This window comes from Rhizobium sp. NXC14 (assembly GCF_002117485.1).
GTDB lineage: Bacteria > Pseudomonadota > Alphaproteobacteria > Rhizobiales > Rhizobiaceae > Rhizobium.
The window spans coordinates 89345-113681 of sequence record NZ_CP021032.1; the positions used below are offsets into that span (position 1 = coordinate 89345).

Annotated in this window: 25 protein-coding genes; 10 read left to right on the plus strand and 15 right to left on the minus strand. The window is 60.7% G+C overall.

Annotated features, from left to right (window positions below):
- The first annotated feature begins 17 nt into the window (after positions 1-17).
- Positions 18-461 (plus strand): pseudoazurin, encoded by a 444-nt coding sequence (locus NXC14_RS24695; RefSeq protein WP_085780673.1) that lies wholly within the window; start codon positions 18-20, stop codon positions 459-461.
- 135 nt (positions 462-596) lie between these two features.
- On the opposite strand, the gene hemN is transcribed toward NXC14_RS24695, so the two are convergent.
- The gene (gene hemN, locus NXC14_RS24700; protein WP_085781249.1) at positions 597-1949 is read right to left on the minus strand and encodes an oxygen-independent coproporphyrinogen III oxidase; all 1353 of its coding nucleotides are present in this window, start codon (positions 1947-1949) and stop codon (positions 597-599) included.
- 268 nt (positions 1950-2217) lie between these two features.
- Here hemN and NXC14_RS34015 point away from each other — a divergent pair, with 268 nt between their 5' ends.
- Positions 2218-2559 (plus strand): hypothetical protein, encoded by a 342-nt coding sequence (locus NXC14_RS34015; RefSeq protein ID WP_085781250.1) that lies wholly within the window; start codon positions 2218-2220, stop codon positions 2557-2559.
- A 120-nt stretch (positions 2560-2679) separates the two neighbouring features.
- Positions 2680-3405: a response regulator gene (locus tag NXC14_RS24710; protein ID WP_085780674.1), complete on the plus strand. Its 726-nt coding sequence runs from the start codon at positions 2680-2682 to the stop codon at positions 3403-3405.
- 60 nt (positions 3406-3465) lie between these two features.
- Here NXC14_RS24710 and NXC14_RS24715 read toward each other — a convergent pair whose 3' ends face one another.
- The 6 genes from NXC14_RS24715 to NXC14_RS24740 all read right to left on the minus strand — a co-directional run bounded on the left by NXC14_RS24715 (position 3466) and on the right by NXC14_RS24740 (position 9765).
- Positions 3466-4392: a ribokinase gene (locus NXC14_RS24715; RefSeq protein ID WP_085780675.1), complete on the minus strand. Its 927-nt coding sequence runs from the start codon at positions 4390-4392 to the stop codon at positions 3466-3468.
- Positions 4389-4850 (minus strand): RbsD/FucU domain-containing protein, encoded by a 462-nt coding sequence (locus tag NXC14_RS24720; protein WP_085780676.1) that lies wholly within the window; start codon positions 4848-4850, stop codon positions 4389-4391. Before NXC14_RS24720 ends, NXC14_RS24715 begins: the two co-directional genes overlap by 4 nt.
- A gap of 106 nt (positions 4851-4956) precedes the next feature.
- Positions 4957-6006, minus strand: a complete 1050-nt coding sequence (locus NXC14_RS24725; RefSeq protein WP_085780677.1) for a LacI family DNA-binding transcriptional regulator — start codon at positions 6004-6006, stop codon at positions 4957-4959.
- Between the two features lie 17 nt (positions 6007-6023).
- Positions 6024-6935: a carbohydrate ABC transporter permease gene (locus tag NXC14_RS24730; protein ID WP_085780678.1), complete on the minus strand. Its 912-nt coding sequence runs from the start codon at positions 6933-6935 to the stop codon at positions 6024-6026.
- Positions 6935-8053 (minus strand): sugar ABC transporter permease, encoded by a 1119-nt coding sequence (locus NXC14_RS24735; protein ID WP_085780679.1) that lies wholly within the window; start codon positions 8051-8053, stop codon positions 6935-6937. Before NXC14_RS24735 ends, NXC14_RS24730 begins: the two co-directional genes overlap by 1 nt.
- A 71-nt stretch (positions 8054-8124) precedes the next feature.
- Positions 8125-9765 carry an extracellular solute-binding protein gene (locus tag NXC14_RS24740; protein WP_085780680.1) on the minus strand — a complete coding sequence of 547 codons (1641 nt, stop codon included), beginning with the start codon at positions 9763-9765 and terminating at the stop codon, positions 8125-8127.
- A 339-nt stretch (positions 9766-10104) separates the two neighbouring features.
- On the opposite strand from NXC14_RS24740, the gene ugpC reads away from it, so the two are divergent.
- Complete coding sequence (gene ugpC / locus NXC14_RS24745; RefSeq protein WP_085780681.1) at positions 10105-11172, plus strand: sn-glycerol-3-phosphate ABC transporter ATP-binding protein UgpC; 1068 nt, start codon at positions 10105-10107, stop codon at positions 11170-11172.
- Positions 11173-11281: 109 nt separating this feature from the next.
- Here ugpC and NXC14_RS33645 read toward each other — a convergent pair whose 3' ends face one another.
- A complete protein-coding gene (locus NXC14_RS33645; RefSeq protein ID WP_245362225.1) occupies positions 11282-11530 on the minus strand; it encodes a universal stress protein in 249 nt (82 codons plus the stop codon).
- The gene (locus NXC14_RS24750; RefSeq protein WP_245362226.1) at positions 11527-12105 is read right to left on the minus strand and encodes a hypothetical protein; all 579 of its coding nucleotides are present in this window, start codon (positions 12103-12105) and stop codon (positions 11527-11529) included. Before NXC14_RS24750 ends, NXC14_RS33645 begins: the two co-directional genes overlap by 4 nt.
- Positions 12106-12333: 228 nt before the next feature.
- Here NXC14_RS24750 and NXC14_RS24755 point away from each other — a divergent pair, with 228 nt between their 5' ends.
- Positions 12334-12672, plus strand: coding sequence for a TraR/DksA C4-type zinc finger protein (locus NXC14_RS24755; protein WP_085781251.1), 339 nt, complete (start codon positions 12334-12336; stop codon positions 12670-12672).
- A gap of 235 nt (positions 12673-12907) precedes the next feature.
- Positions 12908-13363, plus strand: coding sequence for a pyridoxamine 5'-phosphate oxidase family protein (locus NXC14_RS24760; RefSeq protein ID WP_085780682.1), 456 nt, complete (start codon positions 12908-12910; stop codon positions 13361-13363).
- Between the two features lie 83 nt (positions 13364-13446).
- Here NXC14_RS24760 and NXC14_RS24765 read toward each other — a convergent pair whose 3' ends face one another.
- Entirely contained in the window at positions 13447-14280 is an 834-nt protein-coding gene (locus tag NXC14_RS24765) for a universal stress protein (RefSeq protein WP_085780683.1), read from the minus strand.
- Positions 14281-14459: 179 nt separating this feature from the next.
- Here NXC14_RS24765 and NXC14_RS24770 point away from each other — a divergent pair, with 179 nt between their 5' ends.
- Together NXC14_RS24770 and NXC14_RS24775 are read left to right on the plus strand one after the other, a co-directional pair.
- Complete coding sequence (locus NXC14_RS24770) at positions 14460-14759, plus strand: hypothetical protein (RefSeq protein WP_085780684.1); 300 nt, start codon at positions 14460-14462, stop codon at positions 14757-14759.
- Between the two features lie 293 nt (positions 14760-15052).
- Positions 15053-16309 carry a DUF4010 domain-containing protein gene (locus NXC14_RS24775; RefSeq protein WP_085780685.1) on the plus strand — a complete coding sequence of 419 codons (1257 nt, stop codon included), beginning with the start codon at positions 15053-15055 and terminating at the stop codon, positions 16307-16309.
- Positions 16310-16419: 110 nt separating this feature from the next.
- Here the strand turns inward: NXC14_RS24775 and NXC14_RS24780 are convergent, their stop codons facing one another.
- From NXC14_RS24780 to NXC14_RS24790, 3 genes are all read right to left on the minus strand, one after another.
- Entirely contained in the window at positions 16420-16674 is a 255-nt protein-coding gene (locus tag NXC14_RS24780) for a hypothetical protein (protein ID WP_085780686.1), read from the minus strand.
- A 134-nt stretch (positions 16675-16808) separates the two neighbouring features.
- Positions 16809-17393, minus strand: coding sequence for a cysteine hydrolase (locus tag NXC14_RS24785; protein WP_085780687.1), 585 nt, complete (start codon positions 17391-17393; stop codon positions 16809-16811).
- A gap of 75 nt (positions 17394-17468) precedes the next feature.
- A complete protein-coding gene (locus NXC14_RS24790; protein ID WP_085780688.1) occupies positions 17469-19838 on the minus strand; it encodes an EAL domain-containing protein in 2370 nt (789 codons plus the stop codon).
- A 119-nt stretch (positions 19839-19957) separates the two neighbouring features.
- Here NXC14_RS24790 and NXC14_RS24795 point away from each other — a divergent pair, with 119 nt between their 5' ends.
- On the plus strand, positions 19958-20764 hold the full coding sequence (locus NXC14_RS24795) for a transporter substrate-binding domain-containing protein (RefSeq protein WP_085780689.1): 807 nt from the start codon (positions 19958-19960) through the stop codon (positions 20762-20764).
- A 79-nt stretch (positions 20765-20843) separates the two neighbouring features.
- On the opposite strand, the gene fdhA is transcribed toward NXC14_RS24795, so the two are convergent.
- Complete coding sequence (gene fdhA, locus NXC14_RS24800; RefSeq protein ID WP_085781252.1) at positions 20844-22034, minus strand: formaldehyde dehydrogenase, glutathione-independent; 1191 nt, start codon at positions 22032-22034, stop codon at positions 20844-20846.
- A gap of 718 nt (positions 22035-22752) precedes the next feature.
- On the opposite strand from fdhA, the gene NXC14_RS24805 reads away from it, so the two are divergent.
- On the plus strand, positions 22753-23187 hold the full coding sequence (locus NXC14_RS24805) for a hypothetical protein (RefSeq protein WP_085780690.1): 435 nt from the start codon (positions 22753-22755) through the stop codon (positions 23185-23187).
- A 154-nt stretch (positions 23188-23341) separates the two neighbouring features.
- Here NXC14_RS24805 and NXC14_RS24810 read toward each other — a convergent pair whose 3' ends face one another.
- Complete coding sequence (locus tag NXC14_RS24810; RefSeq protein WP_085781253.1) at positions 23342-24238, minus strand: EamA family transporter; 897 nt, start codon at positions 24236-24238, stop codon at positions 23342-23344.
- Between the last annotated feature and the right edge of the window lie 99 nt (positions 24239-24337).

Sequence of the window (24337 nt, forward strand, 5' to 3'; positions counted from 1 at the left end):
AGAACAGGAGATTGCACATGCGTTTGAAATTCGGTCTGATCGCTGCAGCGGCAGCCTTGATTGCCTCGGCAGCGCCCTTGATGGCCGCCGACCACCAGGTTCAGATGCTTAACAAGGGCGCGGACGGCGCAATGGTGTTCGAGCCCGGCTTCTTGAAGATCGCCCCCGGCGACACTGTCACCTTCATCCCTACCGACAAGAGCCACAACGTCGAGACCTTCAAGGGCCTCATTCCGGATGGCGTCGCCGAATTCAAATCCAAGCCGAACGAACAGTATCAGGCGAAATTCGATGTTCCCGGCGCCTATATATTGAAATGCACGCCGCATGTCGGCATGGGCATGGTTGCCTTGATCCAGGTCGGCGACAGCCCGGCCAATCTCGAAGCCATCAAAAAGGCAAAGGTGCCGAACATGGTACGCAAGCGGCTCGACGCCGATCTTGCCAATCTCACCCAGTAATCAATGACCGGCGCGGATGGCCGCACTCGCGCGCCATCCCGCACGATGGAGAACCCGCCTTGCCTTCGCCGGTGGCGGCCGTTCAAGACTGCGCTGCGGCTCAGGCTGCCGGCGATCGCCCGGCTCTGATGCAGGTCAGGCGGCCTTGCTGTGCTTGCGTCCGTGCGAGCCGAAATAGGCGTCGAACGCCGCCGCGACTGCACGGACCATGAAGCGTGCGTCTCGGGATACGACGATCCGCTCGCCGCTCATTGTCGCAACGCCGTCCGCCATCAGCTCACCGAGACGGTCGTTGCGCTCAACAAGGAAGCGGGTGTCGAAACCCGTTCCGCTGCTCACACTTCCGAGGTCGACTTCGAAATCGCACATCAGCCGTTCGATGATTCTCGCCCGAAGCTTGTCCTCTTGGCTGAGAAGATAGCCTTTGGCGGTGGGCAGGACGCCAGAGGCAATCCGCTCCGCATAAAGACCCAGAGGCACGTGGTTCTGCATATAGCCACTCGGTAGCCGGCCGATCGCGGAAGCGCCGAGGCCGATGAGATTATCGCAGTCATCCGTGCTGTAGCCCTGGAAGTTTCGTCTCATCGTGCCGTTGCGTGCGGCGAACGCCAGCTGATCCTCCGGCAAGGCAAAGTGGTCGAGCCCGATACGCACATATCCGGCTTGTTGAAGCTCCTGGGCGATGGCTTCCGCCTGCTCGTTGCGCTGTTTTGCGTCTGGTAGCGATGCTTCGTCGATCAGACGTTGATGCTTCTTGAAGGAGGGTATGTGGGCGTAACCGAAAACAGCGAAACGTTCCGGACGCAGCTCCGCGGCAAGGCGGACGGTTTCCACACAGGATCGGACAGTCTGCTTCGGGAGGCCATAGATCAGGTCGAAATTGATGCTTGTCACGCCTGCGGAGCGCAACGCGGTGAGCGCCATCTCAGTCTGCTCGAATGACTGCAGCCGATTGGTTGCCGCCTGCACGACCGGGTCGAAGCTCTGGACCCCGAGGCTCGCGCGATCGACACCGTTTTCGAAGAGCGCATCGATCATGGGGGCGGCCAATGTGCGCGGGTCGATCTCGATTGCCACGCTGGCATCCGCTTCGAAGGCGAAGGCGCTCCGGAGCTTTGCCATCAGAGCGGAGAATTCCTGCGGCTTCATGATCGTCGGCGTGCCGCCGCCCAAGTGCACGTTTCTGACGGGCACGTCGTTGCCGGCGGCAAAGGAAACGAGCTCGATCTCCTGGCTCATCACATCAAGATATTCGACGACCGGAGCATCCTGCCGGGTGATGGTCGTGTGACAGCCGCAGTACCAGCACATCGAACGGCAGTATGGTAGGTGGAGATAGACCGAGACTGGTCCGGCCTCTCCGATTTCGGCAAGGCCGGCGGCATATTCATCCGGTCCGACGGCTGCTGAAAAAGCCGGCGCCGTTGGATAACTCGTGTAACGCGGAAGCCGTGCATCGCCGTATTTTGCGACAAGATCGTCGGGCATCATCACATTTCCTTTCAAAAAGCAGGATGCTTTATGCCCAGGGGCCGCACGGTCTTCCTTGTTCCAAATCAATGATGTTGCCGTCGCCGCGAAATCATCCAGATATTTGTACATTGCCTTAAAGCCGTCGCGGGTGGTCCCGGGGCGGATGTTCGGTGCCGTCACCGCCCTTTCGATTTGATCGAGGTCAAAGCGTCTTTTGACCGGCGTCGTAACCTGGAAAACTGGAATAGGCCGCAGCGACGAACCAATGATCCGGAGCGATGGAATGCCATATGAAATCGTCACAGCAAGTCTCGATGCGAAAGACAAGTCAGGGCATATCGATGTGCGGTTCGGGCCCGACATGAAGACCGTCATCGTGTCCCGGAGGGCATTGCTGTCCGTTGCGTCGCCGCCGCGGGCAACCGAATTCCGCCTTCTTCAATACGTTGACACTTTCTGCCAGATAGCCGCGCGCCGCCTTGCCTTAACGAGCGGCAACACGATTCTGATTACGGCGAACGATGTCCGCGGATGGCTCTGCGCATGGCAGTCCTCGCCGGCCCCCGTCCCGATGCCGGCGAAACGCCATTGGCTGCACGACGCCAGACCTGCAAATCCGACCTGAGTGGATTTGCGGCTTCCGATGAGGACAACGCCGGCCGGCTGGTGACACCAACTTGAGGGGCATGTTAAAGACGATGCCACTGAATACGATCTGTAACGAGCAAGGCTTGGCGGATGGACGATGGCAGCACTTCAACATGACGCGCATCTTCTCGTCGTCGACGACGATCCGCGCATTCGGCAGATGTTGACGCGCTATTTCGAGGATGAGGGTTACACGGTCTCTTCCGCCGCTGACGGCACCGAGATGCGCGTGCGCCTGCGCCAGCAGAATTTCGACGCCGTGCTGCTCGACCTCGTTCTTCCCGGCGGCGCCGACGGCCTTGATCTTGCCCGTGAAATCCGCGCCCAATCCGACGTGCCGATCATGATGCTGACGGGCCGCGACGACGTCGTCGATCGAATCGTCGGTCTGGAGGTCGGCGCTGACGATTACATCGCCAAGCCCTTCCATCTCCGGGAGGTCCATGCGCGCCTGAAATCGATCCTGCGCCGCCGGCAAGCTCCTGCGCGCAGCGCCGAGGCGGCCAGCGAGGAGATCATCGGCTTCGAGGACTGGAAGCTCAATCTCAGCCGCAGACAGCTTTTCGATCCGGAAGGCACGGAAATCGAGTTGACGACCGGCGAGTTCGATATGCTCACGACCTTAGTCCGGCATGCCGGACGCGTTCTGACCCGCGACGTGCTGATGGACCTGACCCGGGGCCGAAGCCTCGAAGCTTTCGACCGGACGATCGATGCCCAGATCGTCCGGCTGCGGCGCAAGATCGAGACGGACCCGAAGAAGCCGCAATTCATCAAGGCCGTGCGCGGCGTCGGCTACGTCTTTACCGCAAGGCTGAATTGACGATTTCTGGAGATGGCGAGGCTGACACGCCTCGCCCAATTCCTCTGCGACGTCCAAGCATCAGGAGCCGAGCAAGGTGGTGATCTCGGCGCGAGAAGGCATGGCGGGAGCCGTGCCCGGCCGTGTTACCGCAATTGCGGCGGTCGCGCAGCCGAAACGGACGGCCTGGATTGGCGCCTGGCCTTCCGAAATCGCCGTCGCGAACCCGCCAAGGAAGGCGTCGCCGGCCCCGGTTGTGTCGATGACATTTCCCGCCGAAAAGGCGGGCACGAATTCGCTCTGCCCGGCGGTGTGATAGAACGCGCCGCGGGCGCCGAGCGTGATGACCGCTGCTTTCGCACCCCGATCGACCAGGGTGCGTGCCGCTGCACGTGCCTGCTCATCGGTTTCGATCGCATGGCCCACCAATTCCGCTGCTTCAACTTCGTTCGGAACGATGAAATCGCACAGGCCATAGATGCTGTCCGGGATGGCGCTGGCCGGCGCCGGGTTGAAGATCGTTGTGGCCCCTGCCCCCTTGGCGATTGACAGGCCGTGCAAGGCCGCTTCCAGCGGTTGTTCGAGCTGTGTCATGAAGATGGCGGCGCTTTCGATCGCCGCGCGGCTCGCTTCGACATCTTCGATGCCGATCAGCCCCGCGGCGCCCGGCACCACGATGATGGCGTTGTCGCCGCTTATCTCGTCGACGAAGATGAAGGCAGCGCCCGTGGAAACCCCTTCCATCTTCATCACATTGGCCGTCACACCCGCTTCGGCATAGGCCGCCAGCGCCATCGCGCCGAACGCATCGTTGCCAACCCGGGAAATGAAGGTCACCTTGCCGCCGGCCTTTGCCGCGGCGATCGCCTGGTTGGAGCCCTTGCCTCCCGGCCCGAGGGTGAAACCAGACCCCATCAGCGTCTCGGCGATATGGGGCAGGCGTTTTGCCTTATATGCTGTGTCGGCAGCAAAAATTCCCAGGATGACGATCCCGCTTTTCTCGTTCATCGCACCGCCTCTTCCGCTGGAATGACGCCCTTGGTCAAAAGGAAGCATCCATAGAACCGCAATTCCCCGGTTGCGATTACGCAATAGGCCTTTTTGGCGATTTCGTAGAACGCCATGCGTTCGATGGGATACATCGGCGACGGCTTGCCTTCGGCGCGGTCGACGATCGCCTGTACTTCCTGTTGAATCGGCGGAATTTCATCCGGTTTGCCGATCACTTCCATGCGGCCGACCGAAGGCTGGATCGGCGTGTCCAAAGGCAAGACCGAAAGGACCGCGTCGATCGCCTGCGGTGCGGGAATATTTTCCATGGTCAGCAGTCTACCCAGGCGCGTCTGACGGGCGATCGAATCCGATGGAAAATTCATGTCGGAGATGACGAGATAATCGCCATGTCCCATGTTGCAAAGCGCTTGAAGAATGTCGCCGTTGAGTTCGGCCCGAATTCCCTTGAGCATTGATCTTCCATCCTTTCTCTGGCCGGAGCCCCGGCCGTGCTTCAATTTCTGTGTCCGGCGATATCCGCCTTGGAGTGCCCTGCGCGCTGTTCCGGACGCTTAGGATCTACGCATCGGGCTTTCCGACAACCGATTCCGATTTTCGGGCCGCTGCGCCAGGTTGCGGGCACGGGCCGCTCGAACCGCGCACGATCAGCGATCCGTCCACCATTTCGTCGCCCTTGCCCGGCGGTTCTTCGAGGAGAAGGCTGACCGCGCGCCGCGCCAACATGTCGGCCGGCTGGCGAATGGTTGTCAGCCGCGGCACCACCAGATTGGCAAGCGAGATGTCGTCGAACCCTGTGACGGAAAGTTTTCGCGGCACGTCGATCTTGAGGTCGCGGGCAGCGCGTAAAGCGCCGATCGCCTGCTGGTCGCTGGCGGCCGCAATCGCCGTTGGCCGGTTCTGCGGCGGGCGTGAAAGCAGCTCGCGGGCGATTCTTTCACCGGATTCGTAGTCGAACCTGCCATGGGCAATTTCCAGTTCGGCAGGCTCGCCGGTTTTGCCGAAGCCGTCCATGCGGCTGACAAAGGCCTCTTTGCGCATGCGCCCTGCTTCAGTGTCGGTCGGCCCGGCAATATAGGCGATGCGCCGGTGCCCTAGCCCATAGAGATGATCGGCAATCAGCGTGGCCGCCTGCGCATGGTTGGTCGACACCAGGGGAAAGGTGCCGAAGCGCCGGTCCAGCGATATGACCGGCACCGAGGCTGGCAGATCGAGACCTGAACCGTCGCTCGAAGCCACCACGATGATGCCGCGCACTGATCGGTCGAGAAAAGCCGAAACATGGCTCTGCTCCGCCTCGCTGTCGTTATGCGAGCTTGCCAGCATCAGGCTGTGACCGCATTCGAGCGCCGCGCGCTCGACGCTTGCCGCAAGCTGCGCAAAAAAAGGGTTGGTGATGTCGGGAACGACGAGGCCGATCACGTCGGTTCTGCTGGTGCGCAAGGCTCGTGCAGTCACGTTCGGCCGGTAACCGAGCGCCGAAATGGCGTCGTTGACCCTTTCACGGAGCATGGGTTTGACCGCGGCTTCGCCCGACAGAACACGCGAAACTGTGCCCACGGAGACGCCCGCATATTCGGCGACATCCTTGACTGTGGGCATCTTTGCCATGTTCAAACGTCCCGCGGCTATTTTACCGCTCCTGCGGTCATCCCGGCGATAATGTGCTTTTCCAACACGACGCCGACGATGACCAGCGGAAGGATACCGGCGGTGGAAAGGGCGGCCATCGACCACCAGTTGATGCCCTGGCTGCCTGTCTGGCTGGCAATCATCACCGGCAGCGTGTTCGTATTGGTGGAAGTCAGCAATGCGGCGAAGAAATATTCATTCCAGCACAGGATCAGCGCCAAAAGGAAGGCGGCAACCATGCCCGGCAGAACGAGCGGCACGATGATGCGGGCAAACGCTCCCCAGACCGACAGGCCGTCGACCAGCGCGGCTTCCTCGAGCTCGACCGGTATGGTGGCGAACTGGTCGCGCATGATCCAGACGACGATCGGCAGAACCATCAGCGTATAAACGGCGATCATGCCGGCATAGGTGTCGAGCAGCGCCAGTTCCTTGTAGAGAACCAGGAATGGCAGGGCGAGGACGACAGGCGGCATAATCAGCTGTGACAGGAAGAAGAAGGAAATGTCGGAATTGCGCATATGGCCGAATTTGTAGGAGAAGCGGCTGAGGCCGTAGGCGGCGAGCGACCCGAGCACGACCGCAAGTGCGGATGCCGTGACGGAGATGATGACGCTGTTCCAGAGCCTGCGCATGAACTCGTCACGCACGGTCGAGATCTGGGGAATCGTATCGGGAGAGAGGCCGAGCGAGCGCCAGCCGAGCCAGTTGGGCGCGAAATTGAACCAGGGGATCAGATTGCCCCGCATGACATCTGCGGCTGTCTTGAATGAGGTTGAAATCGTCCAAAACAGCGGGAAGATGCAGACACAGGCCCAGATGACGAGCAGGCCGTAAATGGCCAAACGCATGGCCCACCAGCGAATGCGTTGGCCCCGTCCATATTTTTCGAAATCGATGCGAACCATCAAAGCCTTCCTGTCATCCGCTTGACGATGCGGTCGGAGATCTTCATCAGCCCCGTCATGCCGAGGACGATGATCACCAGATAGACGAGCGCGAGCAGGGTTCCGTATCCGACATTCGAACGGTCTCGGTATTCGCGGTAGATGAAACTGGTGACGGAATCCGTCGCTCCGCCGGGCCCTCCCGATGTCACCGTGATGATGATATCGGCGAGCTTGAGCTTGAAGATGATGCGGATCATCACTGCCGTGACCGACACCGGCAGCATCAGCGGGAAAATCACCTGCCAGAAGCGCTGCCATTTGGTGGCGCCGTCGACTTCGGCTGCCTCCAGCACCTCCCTCGACAAGGCCTGCAATCCGGCGAGCAGCATGATCATCATGAAGGGAATGAAGGTCCAGGCGTCCATGATCATGATCGAAAGCCGCGCCGTCAGCGGATCGCCGAAAAAGGAGGGGTTTTCCCAGCCGAGCCAGCGGGCCATGCGCGCGATCGGGCCGAAACGGGTTTCCAGCATCGACTTGCCCACCATCCAGCTCACCGCGACCGGCGACAACATCAAGGGCACGAGGAAAGTAACCCGCCAGAACTTCCGGGCAATGATTTCCTGGTTGAGGAGCAGCGCCAGGCCGAAGGCGATCGCATATTCAACAGCAATCGCAAGGCAATAAAGGATCATGTTGAGCAAGGCATTGGCATAGAACGGATCGGCGATCATGCGGCGCACATTATCAAGCCCGTTGAAGCGCCGCCCGGCCGAAGAGGCGAGATTCCAGTCGGAGAAGCCGATCCAGAGCGCAAAGAGCAGCGGGAAGACCACCATCGATACGACGAAGAGTGCTGCCGGCAGAACAAAGAGCGCCTTTTTGCCGGCCTCGCCGTATATGACGACGCGGGTGACGCAAAGAACCGCGGCCCAGATGAAATAGGCGTAGAGAACCGGCCGCCAGTTGGCAAAGCCCCAATCGGTCCAGCCGAGTTCGTGGACAGCCTGCAACACAAAGGATGCGATGAACCATATGGCGCTGAGCCATAGAGCCGAGCGGCCCCAGAAACGGCGGCTCGCGGAAATGGAGCCGGCTTCGACCGTGTGGAGCAGGTCGCCTTCGACTGTCGACATTGATATTCCTCGCCCAGACAGGATGGGCGCTGGCGGAGCCTTCCGGTCCGCCAGCGCGTTATGTCAATCGATCAGAGCCCGAGGCTCGCCCGATAGAGTTTCAGCTGGCTATCGCGGCCGATCTGGTCGGTGATCTTTTCCCAGGCGGCGGCGATTGCATCCGCCGTTTCCTGTGCCGACTTGTATTGTCCGGCAAAGCCCTTCGCCAATTCGTCCTCCGCAACGGAGTAGTATTGGAAGATGCCGGGGATGCGCGGCTCGATCGCAGCGTTCGGATGGTTGTAGCTGTCGGCGTTCGAACCCAGATAATCCTCGATGTAGGCGCGGTCGTAACCTGCCTTTTCCCATTCGTCGTAGTTGAAGTGCGACTGGCGATAGGGTTGGAAGCCGGACGGATAGGCCGACGTCCAAAGGGACAGATCCTTGCCGCCGAGATGGGCGGCAGCAGACCAGGCCGCCTTGCGTTTTTTCTCGTCACTGGAGACTCGCTTGGTGACGTAGATGCCCCAGCCGAGGTAGGCCATGTTGGGCGCCTCGTTATACTTGTCTTCCCACTGCCCGGTCTTGCGGTTGTAGACGCGGTTGGAGCCGCGGTTGATGCCGAAGCCGACCACGTCGCCGACGACCGAGGTATCGGATGTGCGGGCGCCGGAGCCAACATCGCCCCACCACATCAGCATTGCACCGGTGCCTGCCAGAAACTGCGAGAAGGCCGTGGTGCCGGGGTCCGCATTGATCTGATCGGCCGGATAGGCCTTGGCTGCGATCAAATCCAGGACGTCTTGGATTGCCTGGACCCAGGCGGGGTTATTAACCAGCGGCTTCATATTTTCGGGGTCGAACAGCCAGGCCGGATCGCCGGGATATTTGGCATAGGCCGTCGCACGGTTTTCGATGAAATAGAAGCCAAAGCCGCCCCAGCCCTTGAGCGGGTCGAGATAGCCGTAGGCCGGCTGGCTGGTCAAGGGATCGGTCTTGCCGATCAGCGCCTTGGACGCTGCGTTGACCTCCTGCCAGGTCTTCGGCGGCTCGGCCATGCCGCTGATCGAGCCTTCGCCGAAGTAATCCTTGCGATAGGCGAAGGTGTGGCAGTCGCCGTCGATCGTGACACGATAGGTCTTGCCGTCCCAGGTGCCAACCGGTGGCTTCAGGTAGCTCACCAGGTCGTCGGCTTCGACCTGCTTTGCAGCCCAATCAGGCATCTCGTCGAGAAGCCCGCGTCCGGCGGTGTCGCCTTCGAAAGGCGCCCCCATTTCAAGGATGTCGAAATCGACCGTGCCGGTTGCGATCGACTGCTGAAGGCGGGCGTTGTAATCGGCCTGAGCAAGGTCGATCCAGTTGATCTTGGCGCCGGTATAGGCTTCCCAAGGCTTCAGGAAGCCGCGGAACAGGAAGTTGTGCAGATTCTGGTTGTTGAGCCCCATAAAGGTCAGCTCGACGCCAGCGAATTCGCCCTGCTTGACATTGGCCTTGGTCGGGCCGAGGCAGAGCTCGCCGACCTTCTGCCAGTCCGCGTCCGTCGGCGAACCCTTGCCGACGCCCGGGATCTGCAGGATCTGCGCGCGTAGGTCATCGGCGGCGAATGCGGTGCCGGCAATTCCGCCCATCGCGCCGGACAGGCCGAGCAGAGCCGCCGCACTTGCCGTTCCCCGCAAAACGTCGCGGCGGCTTGCCTGACGGCGCATCAATGCATCGTAAATTTCGACTTTCATGTCTTCCTCCTCCACGTTTGGTGCGCTGCCGCCAGCCAGTGTTCCGGATAGGCTCCGGCCCGAATTTGGGACTGGTCTCGTGCAGAACTATCTGGTAAACAAGAAAATGAAACGTTTCATAATTCTTGTTTGAAACCGCTCCTCTCGGTCTCATCATTGAGCATTAGACGGGAAGCGGAAAAAGTCAATAAAAAATGAAACGTTTCATGGAGGAGGTTTTGAAGGTACTTCGGGTCGTGGCAGAGCGCGTTTTCGTAGTGCCTCATACGCTGGATACTGTCGAGAGATTCATCCCCTGGAATGTGTGCCTGGGGTGACCGGAAAGCGAGTGGGAGGCATATGGCTGAGGTCAATATTTCAGAGGCGCGGAAGGCATACGGCGCCTTAAATATCCTGCATGGGGTCAACATAGACATTCGCGACGGCGAGTTCGTGGTGCTCGTCGGCCCGTCCGGCTGCGGCAAGTCGACCTTGCTGCGCATGGTCGCAGGGCTCGAGAGCATTACCGGCGGCACCATCTCGATCGGCGGAAAGATCGTCAACAATCTGCCGCCGAAGGACCGCGATATTGCGATGGTCTTCCAGAGCTATGCCCTCTATCCGCACAAGACCGTTGCCGAGAACATGGTCTTCGCGCTGCGCCTCCAGAAGCAGCCGGCCGATGTCATCAAGCAGCGCCTGCAGGCGGCGGCCGAAACACTCGACCTCGTGCCCTATCTTGACCGCTATCCGCGCCAGCTTTCGGGCGGCCAGCGGCAGCGCGTGGCGATGGGACGAGCCATTGTCCGATCGCCGCAGGTCTTCCTCTTCGACGAGCCCCTGTCGAATCTCGACGCCAAGCTGCGCGTGCAGATGCGCAAGGAGATCAAGGAGCTCCACCAAAGACTGAGAACCACGACGATCTACGTCACCCATGACCAGGTCGAAGCGATGACCATGGCGGACAAGATCGTGGTCATGCAGGGCGGCAAGATCGAACAGACGGGAACGCCGCTGGAACTCTACGACCGTCCGCGCAATACCTTCGTGGCCACCTTCATCGGCTCGCCGTCGATGAATCTGCTGAAAGGTCACTACAAGGCCGAGGGTGCGGTCTTCGTCACGGAGACGGGCGATGAGATTGCGCTCGGTTTCACGCCGGAGGCGTCCGATGGCCAGGCCGTGCGCCTGGGCGTGCGGCCCGAACATCTTTCGCTCGCTCCGAGCGGCTTGAAGACAACCGTCAACGTCACCGAACCCACCGGCCACGAGACGATGGTATTTCTGCGCTACGGATCCGGCGAGCTTGTCGCCGTGCTGTCTGAACGTCACGATTTCGAGCCGGGGCAGGCCGTAACGATCGCTGCCCGGCCGGGCAAGCTTCATCTGTTCGATGCGGAGACCGGTAAGACGCTGCGACGGGATTGAGGAGCCGTTTGTTGCCGGGCCGACATGCCGCGGCTGGTGAGGCCGCGGCCTTCGTGGCGTTGGCAATGAGTTCGAGAAGCACTTGCCTCGAAGCCGGTCCTTTGATCCGTTAATGCGACAGCAGCACAGGCAGGGTGATGCTGCTCAGCACCGCCTGCGTCGCGCCGCCGAGCACGAATTCCCGCAAACGCGAATGGCCGAACCCGCCCATGACGAGAAGGTCGGCCCGCAGTTCGAAGGCCTTGCTCTGCAGCACCTCCCCGACCGGGTTGCCGCCTGCGCGCAGGCCTGACGCCTCCACCATCACACCGCTCTTCAGCAGGTTTTCGATGAGATGGTCGCCCGTTTCAAAGGTCATCGGCTTCTCACGATCACGGACAGCAGGAAGACCTTGGAGGCCTGCTCTAGAAAGACGGAGGCATCATGAGTCGCCCGTGCAGCCGCGGGGCTGCCATCCCATGCGATGGCGACGCGGTCGATCCTGCCGCCGAAAGGCGCCGGCGGATAGAGGACGAGCGGCCGCCCCGATCCGAACAGCACCGCCTCGACGATCGGGCGGGAGAGGCCCGCCAGTTCCAGAAGCACGAGATCGTAGGCGCGCGAGGCTTCCGCCAGGGCGTCCACGACGAATGGCTCCTCGAGCTTGATCTCACGAACGCGTAGATCGACAGATGCCGCGTTTGCCTCATCGACCGCCTTCTGCGTCAACATAGAAGCGCGCCGGCGGCTCAGCGCTCCTGCTTCCCGCGCCATCCGCGCCGCATCGATGATCAGAGAGGACAGCGCATTGGATACGTCGGGAACGGCAATCTCCACCGCATAAACGGTCAGCGTCGCTTGCAAGTGGCGCGCCAGCATGACTGCATTGGCGATCATGATTTCCGAAGTCGCATCGGGATAAGTGAGAAGCGGAAGAAGGATATGCCGTTTCATGGTGTACACCCGAAGAAGAGAATGGCGCCTGTTTTGCCACTCTGGCGCTTGACCCGGAAATGCGCATTGACTTGGCTCAAACTGGGGATTTCCCTCCCCTATTGACGCCGATCAATGCAGCCCTCATCGGCGGTCGTACGGTGAGAGCGTTGCGCGATGGACCGCCGCGGGTCGAATGCGCCAACAGAGCGCGGCATGTGCCGCCGTTTCCGTAGCGGGATGGCCTCGATGAAGACCGAAGAGATAGAAAATAAACTGAACACCATGAAAGCGGACCTGCAGCGCCGGCGGTCGGCCATTGATGCCGATCTCAGTGCTGCGCTGGATCCGGATAGCGAAGATCGTGTCACCCAGATCGAGAACGATCAGGTACTGACCGAAATGCGAAGGGAAGCAGGTGAGCAAATCAAATCGATCGAGGCGGCCCTCGAACGCCTCAAGCGCGGAACGTTCGGTCGCTGCGTCAGATGTCTCGCCCCGATCGAACCCAGCCGGCTGGAGGTCATCCCCTACACGCCCTACTGCGTGAGCTGTGCTCGTCTGGCGGACGAGAGGCTTTCCCCCTAACCGAGCTGTGGCGGCAGCAAAGGGAGCGAGTGCCTTCCTTTCTCAGCGTCTGAATTTCACCTGTTGTCATCCGGTATCGACCATGCAGCACTCCTGGCCTTCAGCCAAGCTGACCTCTTCCGTGATTTGTTGCCCGGGCCGGCGGTCGGCCTGCCAATTCGACATTGCTCTCTATCAATGCGCGAAGCCGCGATCGGCCTAGAATGGCTCCTCGATCATCGGAAAGGAGCGTGTCATGTCATTTGATTTACGGGAATTTACGCTGGCCGAATGCCACGCCGTCCTGCGAGAGACAAGATTTGGGCACCTGGCCTGCTGCAAGGACGGTCAGCCCTATATCGTGCCCATCTATTTCGCCTTTGAAGATGGCGTCGCATACTGCTTTTCGATGCCGGGGCGCAAATTGGAATGGATGCGGGAAAACGATAAGGTGTGCCTGCAGGTGGACCGGCGGGTGGGCAATGGCTGGACGAGCGTTATCGCCGAAGGAAAGTTCGAGGAGTTTCCCGATACTGAACTGCGGCGGAGCGAGCGCCTGCACGCCTGGGAAGTATTGCAGAAGCACCCGGACTGGTGGGAAGTGGGCTCACTCAGCCCGAAGGAGGTTCCGATCCTTGCCGAATCTCCACACATCTTCTTTGGCATCCTTGTCCGGACAATATCCGGCCGCGCGGCTTTCGCCATCGATTAGTGCCTATCGCCCGGATGTGTGCAGCAACCGGGCGAAATGCACAACGAGGTGTGAGACGCCGGACCGGCTGAGCGCCGGCCGGCTCAATGGGCCATGAAGATGGGCATCCGGCTTTCTTCGATCATGCCGCGCGTCACGCCGCCAAAGATCGTCTGCTGCCAGCGGGGATGGTTGTATGCGCCCATGACGATCAGGTCGGCGGAGACGTCGACGGCGTGCTGCCGCAGGACCTCGTCTGCCCGTCGTCCGCCGCTGGCAATGCGATCCACCTGCACCTTCACGCCATGACGGGCAAGATAGGCGGCAATGTCGGCGCCCGGTTCTTCGCCGTGCGTGCGCATCCGCGCCACCGGATCCACCATCGTGACGTAAACGATGTCGGCTTGGCGGAGCAGATCAAGCGATTGGCGGGCGGCGCGCGACGCTTCGTCGCTGGAATCCCATGCCAGCAGAACCGACCTCAAGAAGGCATTCATCGCGCCTGCGCCACGGTTGATGACAATCGGCGTCGGCGTCTGGAAGAGTGCCCCATTGATGATCCGTTTGCGGAGATCTTCGTCTTGGGCCGCCTGGCGCCCGATCAGGACGACGTCGGCGTAGAGCGCCCTTTCAGCAATGTCTTCGTCGGCCCAGGCAAATTCCGTGTAGACCTCCTGGACCTCGCAGGAGATCTCGCTTCGGTCGAGAGCGGTCCTGATCTCGTCTGTCTTCTCTGACAAAGCGTCGATTTCGCGCTGGCGTTCGTCAAGCCAGACAGAAGAGATGGTGTTATAATTGCCGATCGTCGGCGCAGTTCCCAAAGAGATCACCAGCGCGTTCAAATGGGCGCCATGGGCGCCGCAGAAGTCGATTGCGGTTTTGAGATCTTCTTCGAACTGATGAACGCTGAGGATGCTTAATGCCGTCCTGATGGCCATGTCGATATACCTCTCTGGTTGGATAGGGAAAGGATAGTCGCGATGGCAAGGGGTTCCTTGACCTTCGTCAAAGCGCTGTCGATTTCTGCCTTGTAGGTTGCTTCTCGATTGGGGCCGTGGACGTCCCAATCGCGGAATTCGGTAAGGTGCAGGCCTGTGATCGGTTAAGGAGGCCGCAAATGCTGTCGACGGAGCGAGATTTCAAACGAGGCGGCGAGCGGCTGCCCATTCCTTCGCAAGGCGAAGTCGAAGGCAAGCTTCTCATGTTTGAAGCGGTGGCCGTCACCTGTCTGCAGGAGCTTCTCGCCAAAACGGAATCGCGGCTCGTCCCCAGGCTTCGCCGGAGACTCATCCGTAATCTGAAGGAGAGATGCGCCCCGTTGAAGCTATGCGCGGATGACGAAAAGGTCGCAGAGGAGTTCGCGCTCCAACTGTTGAGCGCAGCTCTGGAAGAGGCAGAAGACAGGGGAGCCGGTTGAGGGCCGGACGCATCGGGCACAGGTTCGAGCGCAAAAGGTCTTCCACCGTCTCATCCGCCAGCCCACCCACCACTTTGCGGAGACCACCGCCATTATCGAGGAGATCCCGGCCAATCGCGCAGTTTCTCGGGGCGCCTCGGTCAAGGCATTCTGCGCAAACTCGGCCACGACCCCGTTCCGCACGGGTGTGGATGGATTCCAGGAACAGAGAGATCGGCATGCGTGCTCACCACGGAAAATGGGACATAATAGCCTCCGTCAGGCGGAGTCGCCGGCAATAACTGGACGTTCCGATGATGACTTCATTGGTGATGACAGATGCATTCCAGCGCCTCAGTCTTGCGCTTGCGATCGGCATACTCGTCGGCATCGAACGTGGATGGCAAGAACGGGAGGCGGCGCCGGGCAAGAGAGTGGCGGGTATCCGCACCTATGGCCTGTCGAGTTTCCTCGGCGGCTTTTGCGGCTTCCTGCAACCCATCGTGGGGCCGGTCCTGCCGACGGCCATCTTCGTATTCTTTTGCGTCACGATCCTTGTCTTCAGCCGCATGCAGGCGCTGCGGGAGAGTGACTACAGCGCAACCGGTGCCATTGCCGCGATCACGGTGTTTGCGCTCGGTTTCGGAGCCGTCGTTGCAGACATGACGACGACCGCGGCGAGCGCGGTTGCAATGACGGCACTTCTGGCGGCGCGGGAGCCTCTGCACGGGTTTCTGCGGAAACTGACCTGGCTCGAGTTGAGAGCCGCCCTGATCTTGTTGACGATGACGGTCGTCATTCTTCCCATTCTTCCCAATGAGGCGGTCGATCCCTGGCAGATGATCAACCCTTTCGAGCTGTGGATGCTGACCATATTCGTGGGAGCGGTTTCGTTTGCTGGCTATGTCATGATCCGGCTCACCGACGCCAGAGCCGGACTGCTCCTGACGGGCGCCTGTGGGGGTATCGTTTCCTCGACGGCCCTTACTCTTTCCTTTGCCCGACAGTCTAAGCAGATGCCCGCGCTCTCGCCGCTGCTTTCAGCCGGAGCGATGATGGCGGGGGCGGTATCCCTGAGCCGGGTGCTTTTGATTTGTGGCGTCATCGCACCGACGGTGCTGGAGGAGCTTGCGGCATTGCTTGGCCCGGGTGCGGCGGCGCTTGCCATCGGCGGTGGCTTGGCCGGCTTGTCGCCGCGCGCCGGTGACAGTCCCGACTTTTCACCGAAAAATCCGCTGGAGGTGATCGTCGTCCTACGCTTTGCTCTTCTTCTTGCCGCTGTCACCATCGTGACGCGGGCGGCCTTGGAATTCTTCGGAACGCAGTCGCTGGCGGTGGTCGCCTTCATCACCGGGCTCGGCGATCTCGATGCGATAACGCTTTCGATCGCGAAGCTCCCGAACCTGCCGGCGGACGCGGCTGCACAAGCCATAGCGGTCGCTGCTTTCGCCAATCTTCTTGCGAAAACAGGGCTTGCAGCAAGCGCGGGGAGCCTTGGCTATGCGGTTCGGCTCGCCATCGTGAGCGGTATCGCGGTGCTCGCCGGCCTCGCCGGCTCGTTCATGACGTAAGCGACTGATCTCGTTGTTGGCGCCGATGCCTGCCGCTCGATCGCGCCGGATCTGACGCGCCACTTCCTATGAGTGCCGAGACTCAACACCGTCGGGGAGGTGAGCGGCACTCAAAGGTCGGCTGCATGAATTCTGATGCGCCCGTCGCGCTCAATATCGCCGCGATTGAATTTCGCGCAGGCAATCCGGCTGAAAAGGCCGATATTTTCCTGCAGCCGGCTTTCGTCGCAACGCGGCGGCTGGGCAACCTCAAGGAGGGCTTGCCTGTCGATAACGACCATCTGGTTCGTGCCGCCGGCATCCATGACCAGCAGGGCTTCCTCGCCGGACGACTTCATCATTCCACTGATCAGCTCCAAAGACATTGCTTATCTCCGGACCGGTTGATTTCGTTGCCGCAAGATGCGCTGCCGAGCTCCTCTGGCAGGCTGCCCAGCTTATGCCGGCGCGGGGAGCCCAGCCTTGATACATATCAATGAAAGATCGCCGGAACGGCTTCTCAGCCAAGGCCGCTCAAGAACTCCTCGGTCTCCATGAGTTCGAGCTGCACGGAAAAGCGGTCGTGGAGAAGTTCCAGCGAAGCGTCATAAGTATCGTCGGCGCTGCTGCAGACGGCATCCTTCAGCAGGATGACGCGATAGCCGAGATCGATGGCGCCGAGCGTCGCGGCAAGCACGCAGACGTCCGTTTCCCCACCGGTAATCACAAGGGTGTTGACCCGTTCCGATTGAAGAATCGTGTGAAGGCGACCGTCAATCCAGGGGGAATAGGTGCGTTTGTCGAAACATCTTGCCGGCGGAACATGCGAGGCGAGCGACGAAGTCAGCTCGACGAGGCCATGCGGAAGATGCTCACCTGTCATCATCCACCATTTCCGGTAATAATCGCGCCATTTTCCCGGCATCGCATCCGCATGCTCAGGCGGCATGAAACGGGTGAAGATCGTTCGGGACGGATAGCGGCCGGCGAGTTCCTCGACCTGAGGGGAGATCCGGGCCATCCATGGAACGTGCCACGGCGTGTCTTCGGCAAACATCCGCTGCATGTCGACGCAAAGGTGCCGCCACTCGCCGATGTCGCCCATCACATCCTCCATTCGTCTTGGGGCGTCAACCGCTGCCCGGGGCGAAAGTTCCTGATGCCGAAAGATCAAAGGGCGCTAGGCAATGGCTCCCGGAGCGATCGTCCGTGATGCGGGGCTGCTTTCGGATTTGCCGAAGCAGTCGAGTTCGCAAAGCGGAACCGGTTTGGAGAAGAAGTAGCCCTGGAGGTCGGTGCAGCCGAGGGCGGCCAGAAAGTCCCTTTGATATTCGGTTTCGACCCCTTCGGCCGTGGTCGAAATGCCGAGGTTGCGGCTGAGAGTGACGATGGCGCCGATGATGGCAGCGCCGTTGGCTTTTGCGCCCAGCTGAGAGACGAAGGAACGATCGATCTTGATGCGGTCTATGTCGAAGCGGACCAGGTGGCTGAGGCACGAAAAGCCGGTTCCAAAATCATCCAGCGAAATCTGAACTCCACGGCCACGCAGCGATTTCAGTACCGAATAGACATCCGATCTATCCTCGATCAGCGAGGACTCGGTGAGTTCGAGCTCCAGGCGCGACGGCGGCAAGCCGGTCTCTTCAAGCACGGCGAAGACCTCCTCGGCGAAGTTGGGCCTTCTCAGCTGGGAGGGAGACACATTCACGGCCACAAAGGTGTCTTTCGGCCAGCTGCCGGCAGCCCTGCAGGCTTCGCGCAGCACCCAGAAACCGAGAGCGTCGATGAGGCCGCCTTCCTCGGCCGCCGGGATGAAGCTGGCAGGCGTCAACAGTCCGCGCTGGCTGTGGCGCCAGCGCACGAGAGCCTCCGCGCCTGACGCCGAGTATCCGCCCTCGGCGCGATGCACTGTCTGATAGTAGACCTCAAGCGATCCGAAGTCCGGTCTGTTGCCGATCGTACCGGGTTGTGGAGCGACGGCCGAGAAGGCCGTGCTCTTTGCCAGAACATCCCGCAATTCGTTCTTAAGGACGTCGCGTGCATTCCTGCCACCGTCCATGGACGGCGAATAGACGCGCCACTGGCCTCTTCCGCCCACTTTGGCCTCGTAGAGCGCGACGTCGGCATAACGCATGAGATCGTCGGCATTGCGTCCGGCGTCCGGCACCACGGTCACACCAATCGAGCCGCCGACCCGGGCGATCGCTTCGCCCCTCAAAAGCGGGAAGGGTCTGCCAAGTTCGGCAACGATCGCTTCGCAGATGGAAGGCAAGATTTTTTCATCTCTGATGTTCCGGAGAAGCAGGGCAAACTCGTCCCCGCCGAGGCGGGCAAGCGTGTCCCCCGGACGAAGCAACGCGTGAACCCTCTCCGCAGCCAGCCTGATGAGCTCGTCGCCGGCAGCATGCCCGAACGTGTCGTTCACCGCCTTGAAGCGGTCGAGGTCAAGGAGCGCCACTGCCGACCGCTCGGCGGAATTGCGCGTGTCGGCCAAACACTCCTCCAAGCGCATCGCGAACAGGGCGCGGTTGGGAAGGCCGGTCAGCACGTCATGCAGGGCGAGCTGCCTGGCGTGCAGCTCGCTTTTCTTCAGTTCGCCGAGACTGCTTCGCAGGCGGACCAGCAGAACCGAAAACAGGACCGCGATCACCAGGGCGGCAATCGAAAGCGCCGGCATCAAGCGGCCGATCACCCTCGAACCAGGAAGATCAGGCCGCCATACAATAAAGCCGATCGGTTCGCCGTTTGCCGTTGCGTCGATCTGGAACGCAACCTCATTTTCGTCAGCGTCGGCCGTGCGCGCGAAGCGCGCGCCGTTGAGGCCTTGTTGCCGGCTCAACTCGTCGAGCGCCGCGCCGTCGAGAAACCGCACGACGATCAGGAATTGCCGCATCGGCTGCGGCTGCCGCTCGGCGGCTTCGTTGACGGCAACGACGCCCACGATCGTCGGCCGGCCTTCGAGCCGCATCAGATTGGCCAGTGCATGGTTCGAGCGAGCGGTATTGGCCGCTCGGCTATCCAATGACGATGGGATCGGTTCGCTGGAAGCGGTGCCGTGGTGCGCCGTCAGGCGCGCGTCTTTCAGGAGAGGCAGAAAGAGCGGTTTCATCCAGCGATAGCGCTTTTCGGTTTCGGCGTCGGTCAGCATGATCAGCTGCGCCTTGTCATCGACGACGAAGGCCTGGTCATAGCCGAAGGCCGACATCGCAGTGTGGCTGATCGCACTCCCGGCCGCCGCCGTGAGTACAGTGTCGAGGCTGGAGGAAACTCCGGCTGCCCGGGAGGCCGGATAGACGCTGGAGAGGTAGCCATTGCCGAATTGACCAATGACATGCGCCACTTGATCGACCTGTTCCCTGAGGCGCGCATTGACAAGCTGACGCTGTCGATCGAGGGCTGCCGCGTCGCTCTCGGTTCCCGCCCAGAGCGCGGAAAGCACGACCAGTCCGATCGCCCCGAGCCCGCTGACAGCGATCAGGAATAGAATTCTCCCCGAAGCGATCCAGGATTGCTGAAACGTATTGGAGCTGGAAGGGACAACGATGTGCAAGCCTAAACCCCTGAACCCACCACGGGCGCATTCGTGGACGTTAACAAAGAAGCGTTCACGTAGAATTAAAGGCTGGGGCGCACTATGGCGGAGACTACGCCACACAAGGAGTTCCGACGATGTTGCGCCTATCCATTCAGACTATACTGCGCGGAGCGCTGATGGCGGGCGGATTGGGCCTCCTTCTCGCCGCCGCCTCGCCGCTGCAGCTGGCTGCGCAAGATCGCACGCCTCTGAGAGTTGCCGTCGAAGGAGCATTTCCGCCCTTCAACTATCTCGATGCAAATAACCAGCTGCAAGGCTTCGACATCGATATCGCCAACGCGCTTTGCGACGTCGGAAAGTTCGAATGTCAGTTCATCATCGAAAAGTGGGACGACATGATCCCCGATCTCGTCGCCGGCAAATACGACGCGATCATCTCGTCCATGTCGATGAGCCTGGAGCGCCGCCAGAAAGTCGCTTTTACCGAGAAATATTACACCAGCCCGTCGGTGTTCATCGCCCGGAAAGATTCGCCGATCAGCGACGTAAGCCCCGCCGCCCTCAGCGGCAAGAAACTCGGAGTGACATCGTCCACAGCGCAGGAATCCTATGCTAACCACCTCTATCCTGACCTGAAGAAGACGGTTTTCCCGTCTTCGCCGGAATTATACAAAGGCCTCTCGGACGGGCGTGTCGACATTATCCTTGAGGATAAACTCGCCATTTATGACTGGATCGCCAACACGAAGGCGGGAACCTGCTGCGAGTTCAAGGGGCCGGATCTGGTCGACGTCACCTATTTCGGCGAGGGTGCCGGCATCGCGTTGCGCCTGGATGACAAGGAGCGTCTTGCGCGCCTGAACGAAGCCTTGAGGGCCATCAAGGCCGACGGGACCTACGACATGATCAACGCTAAGTATTTCCCGTTCAGCATCCAGTAGTTTTGCCAAGTTAAAACTAAATAGCGCCGCGCTTCGAAAAGAAGCGCGGCGCTGTCGGTTTGGTCTCCGGTCCTTCGCTTTATGCGGCTTTCGCGACGTCTCCATGTGGGTCGAGAACAAACTTCGTCGCCGCTCCGTGATCGAAGCTCTCATAACCTTGGACGGCATCTTCGAGCGGGATGACCTTGGCGTTGACGATGTCGGCGATCGGCAGCCGGTCATGGAGGATCGCCTGCATGAGCTGGCGATTATATTTGAGCACCGGAGTCTGGCCGGTGTGGAAGGACTGCGCCTTTGCCCAGCCGAGACCGAAGCGAAGCGAGAGATTGCCGTGCTTGGCGGCATTGTCGACGGCGCCCGGATCCTCGGTCACGTAGAGGCCGGGAATGCCGATCGAGCCGGCGGCGCGGGTGATCTCCATCATCTGGTTCAGCACGATTGCCGGCTGTTCGCCGCCCGAATGGCCGCGTGCCTCGAAGCCGACCGCGTCGATGGCGCTGTCCACTTCGTTGCTGCCGACGACTTCAGCGATCATGTCGCCGAGACGGTCGCTCTTGGAGAGGTCGATGGGCTCAAAACCGACTTTCGCCGCATGTGCGAGGCGGTCCTTGTTGAAATCGCCGATCATGACGACCGCAGCACCGAGGATGCGAGCCGAAGCCGCAGCCGCTAAGCCGACAGGACCGGCACCGGCGACATAGACGGTCGAGCCGACGCCGACGCCTGCGCGCACTGCACCGTGAAAGCCGGTGGGCAGAATGTCCGAAAGCATGGTGAGATCGCGGATCTTCGCCATCGCCTTGTCCCGGCCCGGAATTTTCAGCAGGTTGAAATCGGCATAGGGAATGGTGACGTAGCGTGCCTGTCCGCCGATCCATCCGCCCATGTCGACATAGCCGTAAGCGCCGCCGGCGCGAGTCGGGTTTACGGTCAGGCAGACGCCGGTATCCTGAGATTTGCAGCAACGGCAACGGCCGCAGGCGACATTGAAGGGCACCGAGACGATATCGCCGATCTCGAGCATCTCGACATCGACGCCTTTCTCGATGATTTCGCCGGTGATTTCATGGCCGAGGATCAGGCCTGGCATTGCCGTCGTGCGGCCGCGGACCATGTGCTGGTCGGAGCCGCAGATATTGGTGGAGATCACCTTCAGGATCACGCCGTGTTCGATGCGGCGGCCGTCCGGCGCTTCCAGCTTCGGATCGTCGATATCGCGGACTTCGACCTTTCCCGGCCGGAGATAGACGACGCCTCTGTTCTTGCTCATGGATTCCTCCCATGTGTTGAATGCCTCGAGCTGCAACCGATGCAGTCGACGGCAAGCTTTCCTCCGGCCTGCCTCCTCTGCAGTCCGGTATTCACATCGCCGCATCGGGCGATATTCGAATTTCGCAGCTAGGCGGGGACAGGCTGGATCGAGGAGAGAGTGGCACGATAGGTCTGGCCTGTCGTTCCGCTCGTCATCGCCCGCCGCAATCCGGAGATCTGCTGCGCAAAGAGCTGGTTCGGGCTCCAGAACCTCCTTTCGATCCGTCTCGATCTCTGGGTATCAAGCCAGCGACCGCCTTGAGGACTTCAGTTCTACCACCGCCGCGCGGCAGCGCGCCGGCCGCTGGCCAGCCTCGCATGTTCATGTCGCCAGCTTGCAAGGCAGCGCCGTAAACATGACCAGAAAACCATGCCTGGTCGAAAACAGCGCCCGAAAAAGCGACATGGGCGCACCTCCAGGCGACAGGCGGCAAAGCCGCAATCACTTTCCGTGGGGAACGACAGATTGATCTCGCGAATGCGGCAGTTTTCCGGATCGCTCCGGATGATGTGATCGCAACTTTCGGGCTTCGCACCGCTGAACATGTGGCACTTGTAATCACATCTTTCGGCCAGCAGCAGATGTCGTTTTCAATCGTGATTGGACTTCGGCTGTGACCTGAGCGAGGCTGTTTCTGGGAGCGGACCATCTATTTTTCCGGGGATAGGAGGCCGAAATGGAACAGCATGCACTCGAGCAATTGAAAACGATCGCTAAGGTCAGCCCGACCTATGATCGCCTTGAAATGACGAGGCGCGAACGCCTAGAACGGTGGGCGGACATTCTGGAACGCAGCCCTAAGCCGTTTCTCAGAACGCTTCACGAGACAGAGTATCAGCCGATTGCCGATCGGCTCGCCTTGCGTGACGACGACACTCCGATCTCTGTTGCGTTCGCTGATCCCATTCTGCGGGCGGCAGGAATGGAAAACGACAGCTATGGCGAAGCCAGGCGGTTCTTCGAACTCAGTGATGAGCAATTGCATGACCTGGTCTGCTTTTGCCATTTCGGGGAACGCGTCAGCGCTGCGACACTAGCTCGCCGCGTACGAAAGATGGCGGCTCATAAACCAGGCGGGTTTTTCGCTCAGCTTCGTGCGTTCTTTGGCTAGTTGAGGCTGAGGCCGCCACCTGGAAGTATCAAAGGGGGTGGCCCCACCGCCGGCTGAAACGGCCGTCACGGCAATCGCATGGTCGCTCATCGGCGCATGAGCGAACACGACAAGATTCGTCAGCGGAGCGGAGGACAGTCGGCAGCCAGCCGCCCTATGGCCGGCGGCCCCGATTGAAATCGACCGCCGTATGCCAGAACACGGCGCCGAGGATGATGGCGCCGCCAAAATAGGTGGCGACGGGCGGCTCTTCGGAAAATAGCAGCCAGACCCAGAAGGGCGTCAGCACGATTTCCATCGTGCCGATCAGCGCGGCTTCGGCCGGCGGCATTCGCTTTGCCCCGGCGAGGAAGAGCACCAGCGCCAGCGAAAAATTCGTCGCCCCGAAGGCGGCTAGCACGATCCAATTGTGCAGATCGAGCGAGCCGACCGAGCCGAAGGGCGCGAAGATGACAAGCGTCAGGAAAGCGCTGACCACGGTCGGCGGCAGGCTCGGCACGCCGGGATCGATGCGCGGAATAATGATGACGAGCGCGAAGGAGGCGGTCATGCCGAGCGCTAAGAGATCGCCCCAGCCGGTGCCGCCGCCGATCGACGAGGCGACGATGATGCCGACGCCGAAGAGGGAGACGGCGCCGGCAATCATCGTTCGCCTGGCCACTCTCTCCTTGAGGATGAGCCAGCCGAACAGCGCGGCGATGAAGGGGGTCGTCGCGTAGATCATCGTCACATTGGCGACGGTGGTCATATAGAGCGCCCCGATGAAGCATCCCTGACTGAAGGTCTGACATGCGATCATCGCAAGTCCCGACGGATGGAAGACGGAGTGCCATTGCCGCCGCGAGATGCCCCCTTCGAGGAAAAGGCAGGGGATCAGCAGAAACAGGCCTCCGAACAACGACCGCCAGGCGGTCGCCGTCCATACGTCGGTCGTGAGCAGCCGCGAATAGACGCCGCTCGCACTCCAGGCGAGCGTCGCGGCAACAATGAGAAGCACACCCTTCTCGTGCTCGCTGCCTGCGAGGCGCGTGGTCGGATTGTCAATGGTCACCACAGATTCTCAAAGAAGGAAGTCGAACGCCGCCCATTTCTGCGCCAGGATTTGACATTAGACAAACGAATAGTAGAGATGACTATCATCGATTTTATC

What these genes read in the sequence shown, in the direction of transcription:
- NXC14_RS24695 (WP_085780673.1), top strand. Translation starts at nt 18, where the DNA reads ATGCGTTTGAAATTCGGTCTGATCGCTGCAGCGGCAGCCTTGATTGCC.
- hemN (WP_085781249.1), bottom strand. Translation starts at nt 1,949, where the DNA reads ATGCCCGACGATCTTGTCGCAAAATACGGCGATGCACGGCTTCCGCGT.
- NXC14_RS34015 (WP_085781250.1), top strand. Translation starts at nt 2,218, where the DNA reads ATGCCATATGAAATCGTCACAGCAAGTCTCGATGCGAAAGACAAGTCA.
- NXC14_RS24710 (WP_085780674.1), top strand. Translation starts at nt 2,680, where the DNA reads ATGGCAGCACTTCAACATGACGCGCATCTTCTCGTCGTCGACGACGAT.
- NXC14_RS24715 (WP_085780675.1), bottom strand. Translation starts at nt 4,392, where the DNA reads ATGAACGAGAAAAGCGGGATCGTCATCCTGGGAATTTTTGCTGCCGAC.
- NXC14_RS24720 (WP_085780676.1), bottom strand. Translation starts at nt 4,850, where the DNA reads ATGCTCAAGGGAATTCGGGCCGAACTCAACGGCGACATTCTTCAAGCG.
- NXC14_RS24725 (WP_085780677.1), bottom strand. Translation starts at nt 6,006, where the DNA reads ATGGCAAAGATGCCCACAGTCAAGGATGTCGCCGAATATGCGGGCGTC.
- NXC14_RS24730 (WP_085780678.1), bottom strand. Translation starts at nt 6,935, where the DNA reads ATGGTTCGCATCGATTTCGAAAAATATGGACGGGGCCAACGCATTCGC.
- NXC14_RS24735 (WP_085780679.1), bottom strand. Translation starts at nt 8,053, where the DNA reads ATGTCGACAGTCGAAGGCGACCTGCTCCACACGGTCGAAGCCGGCTCC.
- NXC14_RS24740 (WP_085780680.1), bottom strand. Translation starts at nt 9,765, where the DNA reads ATGAAAGTCGAAATTTACGATGCATTGATGCGCCGTCAGGCAAGCCGC.
- ugpC (WP_085780681.1), top strand. Translation starts at nt 10,105, where the DNA reads ATGGCTGAGGTCAATATTTCAGAGGCGCGGAAGGCATACGGCGCCTTA.
- NXC14_RS33645 (WP_245362225.1), bottom strand. Translation starts at nt 11,530, where the DNA reads ATGACCTTTGAAACGGGCGACCATCTCATCGAAAACCTGCTGAAGAGC.
- NXC14_RS24750 (WP_245362226.1), bottom strand. Translation starts at nt 12,105, where the DNA reads ATGAAACGGCATATCCTTCTTCCGCTTCTCACTTATCCCGATGCGACT.
- NXC14_RS24755 (WP_085781251.1), top strand. Translation starts at nt 12,334, where the DNA reads ATGAAGACCGAAGAGATAGAAAATAAACTGAACACCATGAAAGCGGAC.
- NXC14_RS24760 (WP_085780682.1), top strand. Translation starts at nt 12,908, where the DNA reads ATGTCATTTGATTTACGGGAATTTACGCTGGCCGAATGCCACGCCGTC.
- NXC14_RS24765 (WP_085780683.1), bottom strand. Translation starts at nt 14,280, where the DNA reads ATGGCCATCAGGACGGCATTAAGCATCCTCAGCGTTCATCAGTTCGAA.
- NXC14_RS24770 (WP_085780684.1), top strand. Translation starts at nt 14,460, where the DNA reads ATGCTGTCGACGGAGCGAGATTTCAAACGAGGCGGCGAGCGGCTGCCC.
- NXC14_RS24775 (WP_085780685.1), top strand. Translation starts at nt 15,053, where the DNA reads ATGATGACTTCATTGGTGATGACAGATGCATTCCAGCGCCTCAGTCTT.
- NXC14_RS24780 (WP_085780686.1), bottom strand. Translation starts at nt 16,674, where the DNA reads ATGTCTTTGGAGCTGATCAGTGGAATGATGAAGTCGTCCGGCGAGGAA.
- NXC14_RS24785 (WP_085780687.1), bottom strand. Translation starts at nt 17,393, where the DNA reads ATGGGCGACATCGGCGAGTGGCGGCACCTTTGCGTCGACATGCAGCGG.
- NXC14_RS24795 (WP_085780689.1), top strand. Translation starts at nt 19,958, where the DNA reads ATGTTGCGCCTATCCATTCAGACTATACTGCGCGGAGCGCTGATGGCG.
- fdhA (WP_085781252.1), bottom strand. Translation starts at nt 22,034, where the DNA reads ATGAGCAAGAACAGAGGCGTCGTCTATCTCCGGCCGGGAAAGGTCGAA.
- NXC14_RS24805 (WP_085780690.1), top strand. Translation starts at nt 22,753, where the DNA reads ATGGAACAGCATGCACTCGAGCAATTGAAAACGATCGCTAAGGTCAGC.